The following is a 5,843-nucleotide window of genomic DNA, read 5'->3' on the forward strand; positions in this document are numbered from 1 at the left end:
GATTAACATTTTAATATAACGAGTTACATTTAGTTACATGTTTAACACTTGATTTAAGATTTGTAATGGCTAGATTGAAATCAGATGTAATCCATTAGTTTTATATTTTACCCATTTAGGGCTGATTTATTACTACACACAGCAGTGCAACATCTGTCAGTACTTCTGGTGCTTCTATTTTAGAGGCAGCTGTCAGGTGTGCGATCAATAAAAAAAGCGGGGTTTCATCATGTTTAATGAAGTCCATAGTATTCATGGTCATACATTATTGTTGATCACTAAACCGTCTTTGCAAGCGACAGCTCTCTTGCAGCACCTTAAACAATCGCTGGCAATTACAGGAAAATTACATAATATTCAACGTTCTCTGGACGATATATCTTCAGGCTCTATTATTCTTCTGGATATGATGGAAGCAGATAAAAAGCTTATCCATTATTGGCAGGATACTTTGAGCAGGAAAAACAACAATATCAAAATATTGTTGCTAAATACGCCTGAAGATTACCCGTACCGCGACATTGAAAACTGGCCTCATATCAACGGCGTTTTTTATGCCATGGAGGATCAAGAACGTGTTGTCAATGGGTTGCAAGGCGTCCTGCGCGGCGAATGCTACTTTACGCAAAAGCTTGCCAGTTACCTGATTACACATTCTGGTAACTATCGTTATAACAGCACGGAATCAGCCCTCCTTACTCATCGGGAAAAAGAGATCCTGAATAAGCTGCGTATCGGCGCGTCTAATAACGAGATCGCTCGTTCGTTGTTCATCAGCGAAAATACGGTTAAAACGCATCTTTATAATCTTTTCAAGAAGATAGCCGTAAAAAACCGGACACAAGCGGTTTCCTGGGCAAACGATAACCTCAGGCGATAAAGCCATGAAACGTTATTTACGCTGGATTGTGGCGGCAGAATTTCTGTTCGCCGCAGGGAATCTTCACGCCGTTGAGGTAGAAGTCCCGGGATTGTTAACTGACCATACTGTTTCATCTATTGGCCATGATTTTTACCGAGCCTTTAGTGATAAATGGGAAAGTGACTATACGGGTAACTTAACGATTAATGAAAGGCCCAGTGCACGATGGGGAAGCTGGATCACTATAACGGTCAATCAGGACGTTATTTTCCAGACTTTTTTATTTCCGTTGAAAAGAGACTTCGAGAAAACTGTCGTCTTTGCACTGATTCAAACTGAAGAAGCACTAAATCGTCGCCAGATAAATCAGGCGTTATTAAGTACGGGCGATTTGGCGCATGATGAATTCTAAATAAAAAATTGTTCGGAGGCTGCAATGCGTGTCAAACATGCAGTAGTTCTACTCATGCTTATTTCGCCATTAAGTTGGGCTGGAACCATGACTTTCCAGTTCCGTAATCCAAACTTTGGTGGTAACCCAAATAATGGCGCTTTTTTATTAAATAGCGCTCAGGCCCAAAACTCTTATAAAGATCCGAGCTATAACGATGACTTTGGTATTGAAACACCCTCAGCGTTAGATAACTTTACTCAGGCCATCCAGTCACAAATTTTAGGTGGGCTACTGTCGAATATTAATACCGGTAAACCGGGCCGCATGGTGACCAACGATTATATTGTTGATATTGCTAACCGCGATGGTCAATTGCAGTTGAACGTGACAGATCGTAAAACCGGACAAACCTCGACCATCCAGGTTTCGGGTTTACAAAATAACTCAACCGATTTTTAAGCCCCAGCTTCATAAGGAAAATAATCATGCAGCGCTTATTTCTTTTGGTTGCCGTCATGTTACTGAGCGGATGCTTAACCGCCCCGCCTAAAGAAGCCGCCAGACCGACATTAATGCCTCGAGCTCAGAGCTACAAAGATTTGACCCATCTGCCAGCGCCGACGGGTAAGATCTTTGTTTCGGTATACAACATTCAGGACGAAACCGGGCAATTTAAACCCTACCCGGCAAGTAACTTCTCCACTGCTGTTCCGCAAAGCGCCACGGCAATGCTGGTCACGGCATTGAAAGATTCTCGCTGGTTTATACCGCTGGAGCGCCAGGGCTTACAAAACCTGCTTAACGAGCGCAAGATTATTCGTGCGGCACAAGAAAACGGCACGGTTGCCATTAATAACCGAATCCCGCTGCAATCTTTAACGGCGGCAAATATTATGGTTGAAGGTTCGATTATCGGTTATGAAAGCAACGTTAAATCGGGCGGTGTTGGGGCAAGATATTTTGGGATCGGTGCAGACACGCAATACCAGCTCGATCAGATTGCCGTGAACCTGCGCGTCGTCAATGTGAGTACCGGTGAGATCCTCTCCTCGGTGAACACCAGTAAGACGATACTTTCCTATGAAGTTCAGGCCGGGGTTTTCCGCTTTATTGACTACCAGCGCTTGCTGGAAGGGGAAGTGGGTTACACCTCAAACGAACCCGTTATGCTGTGTCTGATGTCGGCTATCGAAACAGGGGTCATTTTCCTGATTAATGATGGTATCGACCGTGGTCTGTGGGATTTGCAGAACAAAGCAGAACGGCAGAACGACATTCTGGTGAAATACCGCCATATGTCGGTTCCACCGGAATCCTGACAGATAAAAAAGCCGGAATTATCATCCGGCATTTTACTGTTTAAGCGAAAGCGTGAGTGCCCCTCACGCTTTATTTTTGATTTCCTGCTCACGGTGAGCCGTCTTTGCACTACGCGCCGCCAGCCACAGGCCGCTGTTTTTCATTGCGTAACCAAATACCAGCCCAAGCGCCAGCGAAGGTAACACCAGTTTCCAGTCACCCTGCCCGGCAAACGTCGCGCATGCGCCTATAAACGTCCCCGGAACAAATGAAAGCAGCAGCTGTTTGGCCTGAATACACATCAGAAACGCCACAATACCGGTTATGACATAACCGAGAATTTCCAGATGTGGTGCCAGTGCACTACCGTAAATAATGACCATCGCCCACACCACGCCACTAATCAGGGTTGCAGCGGAGATCGCCAGCCCTTTCAGCCCACCTTGCGGGCAAGCAAAGTAGGCCGTACAGCCCAGGAAGCCCGCCCAGCTTAGTAAGCCCAGGGAAACAGCCACCCATCCCCAGATACCGGAGAGAATGCCTGTTGTGATTGCAATAGAGAGAAGTATGTTCATGCCGCGCATGATAGCAGAAAACGCGGCCATGAATGAGATCGAGCACACATTTTATGCAACAACAAATTATCTGTTGCAGTTATGAGTGACGATGATCACATTTACTCTTCAGAATCTTCTTCCAGCTCGTCCCACATTGCACTAATGGCATCACGGGTTAGCGGTGCCATGGTGCGCCAGAAAGGCGTGGTTGCATGGGCCTCCACTTTGCCGAGGAACGCACCACACCAGGGTAACAGATACTCACTGAACAGTGTTTCCAGTGCTTCGCTCTCATCTTCCGTTGACTGATCTTCCAGCCAGGAAGCCGCAAGCAGCAATGTGCCGATGTGATCGGCTGGCGTATCCGCCAGTGGCATCCCTCGTTCGGAAAGAAAAGCGCGCACTTCCGCTTCCGTTGCGTCCTCAACCCATGCGCTACGATATGGCGGCACGGCACATTCATCGCCGATAAACAACGCATTGTAATCGGCAGAGACTTGCGCCATATCACAGCTTTTCTGTAAACGCGTCAGTAACTCATCCTGCTCCAGTGGCCAGTTCGCAGCCAGTTTCCCCTCACGAATCAGGGTAAACAGCGGCACCAGTAAAGGATCTTGCGGTTGGCGGTAATAGAGCGAACCCAGCACACGACAGAGGATAGAAAACTCGTTCATTAATATATTTCCATTACTAGTAATTAAAGGTCTGCAAATTCCGCAATCGGTGCCATACCGCGAGATTCAAGGAAGTTCAGTAAGCGGCGCGGAGAAACATTCAAAATGCGCTCTGGCGGAAAATCTACCGCGTCGAGGATTTTAAGACACTCTTCAAATTCCCCCATGGTAAACGCGGTGTGAGAATCCGAGCCTAATGCCACCCAACCTCCAGCATCACGTACCGCTGCGGCTACCGCACGACAGTTGTCTTCACTGCCCTTACGTGAGTGTAAAAATGAAGAATTATTGATTTCCAGCGCCACCTGATGTTTCGCGGCTGCTTCAGCAACGGCTTTCACATCTATTTCATATTTGGGATTTCCGGGATGGCTTATTATATGCACATTGCCGCTGGCGATAGTGGCGATCATCGCTTGTGTATTGGTCGCTTTGTCATGTGGTGCAAAAACCGGCTCATGAAAACCGGCAATAATCAGATCCAGCGAGTCAAACATTTTACCGCTGCAATCAATTTCACCATCAACATTTTTAATGTTAGCTTCGATGCCGCGCAGGATCCCTACCCCATCAACCACTCGCGGCCAGATACGCATGTTAATGAAGTGCCAGTGATGCGGAGCATCTTCCATATCCGGGCCATGATCGGTGATCGCAAAAAGTTTAATGCCCTTTTGTTTGGCCTGGGCAATGTAATCACTCAATGTGCTATATGCATGTGTGCTGGCAACGGTATGCATATGAAGGTCGACGGGATACATAACTCTCTCCTGTATTCAATTCCCGCCAAGGATAGCAGGAATCCTGATGCTTTATTAGTAGCCGCGTGCGCGGTCGACTTGCCCGCAGACCCTCTCCCCTTTTTCGAGCTGGGCAATGGTGCGAGAAATGTACTCCACAGCTTCAGCGGGACGGGTAATCGCGGCGACATGTGGTGTTATCGTCACGCGTGGATGTTGCCAGAGCGGACTTTCAGGCGGTAAGGGTTCACGATTAAAAACATCCAAGCATGCGCCTTTAACTTTCCCGCTATCCAGCGCCGCGAGCAGGTCATCTTCCACAACATGAACACCACGCGCCAGGTTGAGGAGATACGCGCCATCCGGTAATTTTTCGAGTAATTGTTGATTAATAATGCCGACGGTTTCAGGGGTATTCGGTAACAAATTAATCAATACCCGACATTGGCTCAGAAATGCAGACAGTTCTTCCCGTCCGGCAAAGCTTTGCACGCCAGGCCACGATTTACGGGTTCGACTCCAGCAACGCAGCGGAAAGCGCCAGGTTTGCAGACTCTGAGCAACTTTACTGCCCAGTACGCCTGCGCCCAAAATGCCGATGGTAAAATCTTCCCGATGATATTCCGGCAGCGGTTGCCAATGCGAACTATTTTGCTGGATGCGATAATCGTCAAAACGTCGAAACCAATGCAGCACCTGACTGACAGCATATTCCTGCATTTGCTCGCCCATACCGGTATCTTCCAGGCGAAAAAGTGGAACAGAAGGGTTCAGCATTTCAGGGTGTGCCTGTAGCTTGCTCAAAATAGAATCAACACCGGCCCCGAGTGCGAACACCGCTTTAAGATCGCGCCCTGCCAGCATTTCAACAGGAGGATGCCAGACTAAAGCATAATCAGCAGAGTCATTATCTCCGCTTTTCCACGCTCTGACTCTTGCCTGAGGAATAGCTTTGCGCAGTGCCTCAATCCACCATTGGGTATCGAACGTTGGGTGATAAAAGATGATATCCATACTGACTCCCGAAAAGCGTTGTGCGAAATTTATTCGCACTTATCGTTATGATCTACAAAGGCCACCAGCATAACAAATCCGTGGTCGGTGGCAAAAAAAGCAGATTTCGCTTATTAAAACCACACATTGATTGAAGTTTGAATAAACGCGCGATTTTTTCAAAAAGTTTGTTGACCTCAGGTCATGATTTCCCTAAATTAGCGCCCGTTCCAGCAAGACAGGAACGACAATTTGGTGAGGTGTCCGAGTGGCTGAAGGAGCACGCCTGGAAAGTGTGTATACGGCAACGTATCGGGGGTTCGA

The 5,843-nt window shown here is 47.4% G+C and carries 8 protein-coding genes; 4 read left to right on the plus strand and 4 right to left on the minus strand.

From position 1 onward, the window contains the following. Positions 1-229: 229 nt before the first annotated feature. The 4 genes from csgD to csgG are packed head-to-tail and all read left to right on the plus strand — an operon-like array spanning position 230 to position 2,575. The gene (gene csgD / locus QZF50_RS22250) at positions 230-880 is read left to right on the plus strand and encodes a biofilm master transcriptional regulator CsgD (protein ID WP_000481500.1); all 651 of its coding nucleotides are present in this window, start codon (positions 230-232) and stop codon (positions 878-880) included. Between the two features lie 4 nt (positions 881-884). Continuing rightward, positions 885-1,274, plus strand: coding sequence for a curli production assembly/transport protein CsgE (gene csgE / locus QZF50_RS22255; protein ID WP_000833288.1), 390 nt, complete (start codon positions 885-887; stop codon positions 1,272-1,274). Between the two features lie 24 nt (positions 1,275-1,298). After that, positions 1,299-1,715, plus strand: coding sequence for a curli production assembly/transport protein CsgF (csgF, locus tag QZF50_RS22260; protein WP_001264088.1), 417 nt, complete (start codon positions 1,299-1,301; stop codon positions 1,713-1,715). A 26-nt stretch (positions 1,716-1,741) separates the two neighbouring features. Next, positions 1,742-2,575, plus strand: coding sequence for a curli production assembly/transport protein CsgG (gene csgG, locus QZF50_RS22265; protein ID WP_001189321.1), 834 nt, complete (start codon positions 1,742-1,744; stop codon positions 2,573-2,575). A gap of 63 nt (positions 2,576-2,638) precedes the next feature. Here csgG and QZF50_RS22270 read toward each other — a convergent pair whose 3' ends face one another. The 4 genes from QZF50_RS22270 to ghrA all read right to left on the minus strand — a co-directional run bounded on the left by QZF50_RS22270 (position 2,639) and on the right by ghrA (position 5,540). Next, entirely contained in the window at positions 2,639-3,130 is a 492-nt protein-coding gene (locus tag QZF50_RS22270; RefSeq protein WP_001471346.1) for a DUF1097 domain-containing protein, read from the minus strand. 101 nt (positions 3,131-3,231) lie between these two features. Beyond that, complete coding sequence (ycdY, locus tag QZF50_RS22275; protein WP_001001902.1) at positions 3,232-3,786, minus strand: molecular chaperone YcdY; 555 nt, start codon at positions 3,784-3,786, stop codon at positions 3,232-3,234. Between the two features lie 23 nt (positions 3,787-3,809). Continuing rightward, complete coding sequence (gene ycdX / locus QZF50_RS22280) at positions 3,810-4,547, minus strand: zinc-binding phosphatase (RefSeq protein WP_000283664.1); 738 nt, start codon at positions 4,545-4,547, stop codon at positions 3,810-3,812. 54 nt (positions 4,548-4,601) lie between these two features. Further along, positions 4,602-5,540, minus strand: a complete 939-nt coding sequence (gene ghrA / locus QZF50_RS22285; RefSeq protein WP_001471345.1) for a glyoxylate/hydroxypyruvate reductase GhrA — start codon at positions 5,538-5,540, stop codon at positions 4,602-4,604. Positions 5,541-5,843: the final 303 nt, after the last annotated feature.

This window comes from uncultured Escherichia sp. (assembly GCF_948475835.1).
Taxonomy (GTDB): Bacteria; Pseudomonadota; Gammaproteobacteria; order Enterobacterales; family Enterobacteriaceae; genus ECMA0423.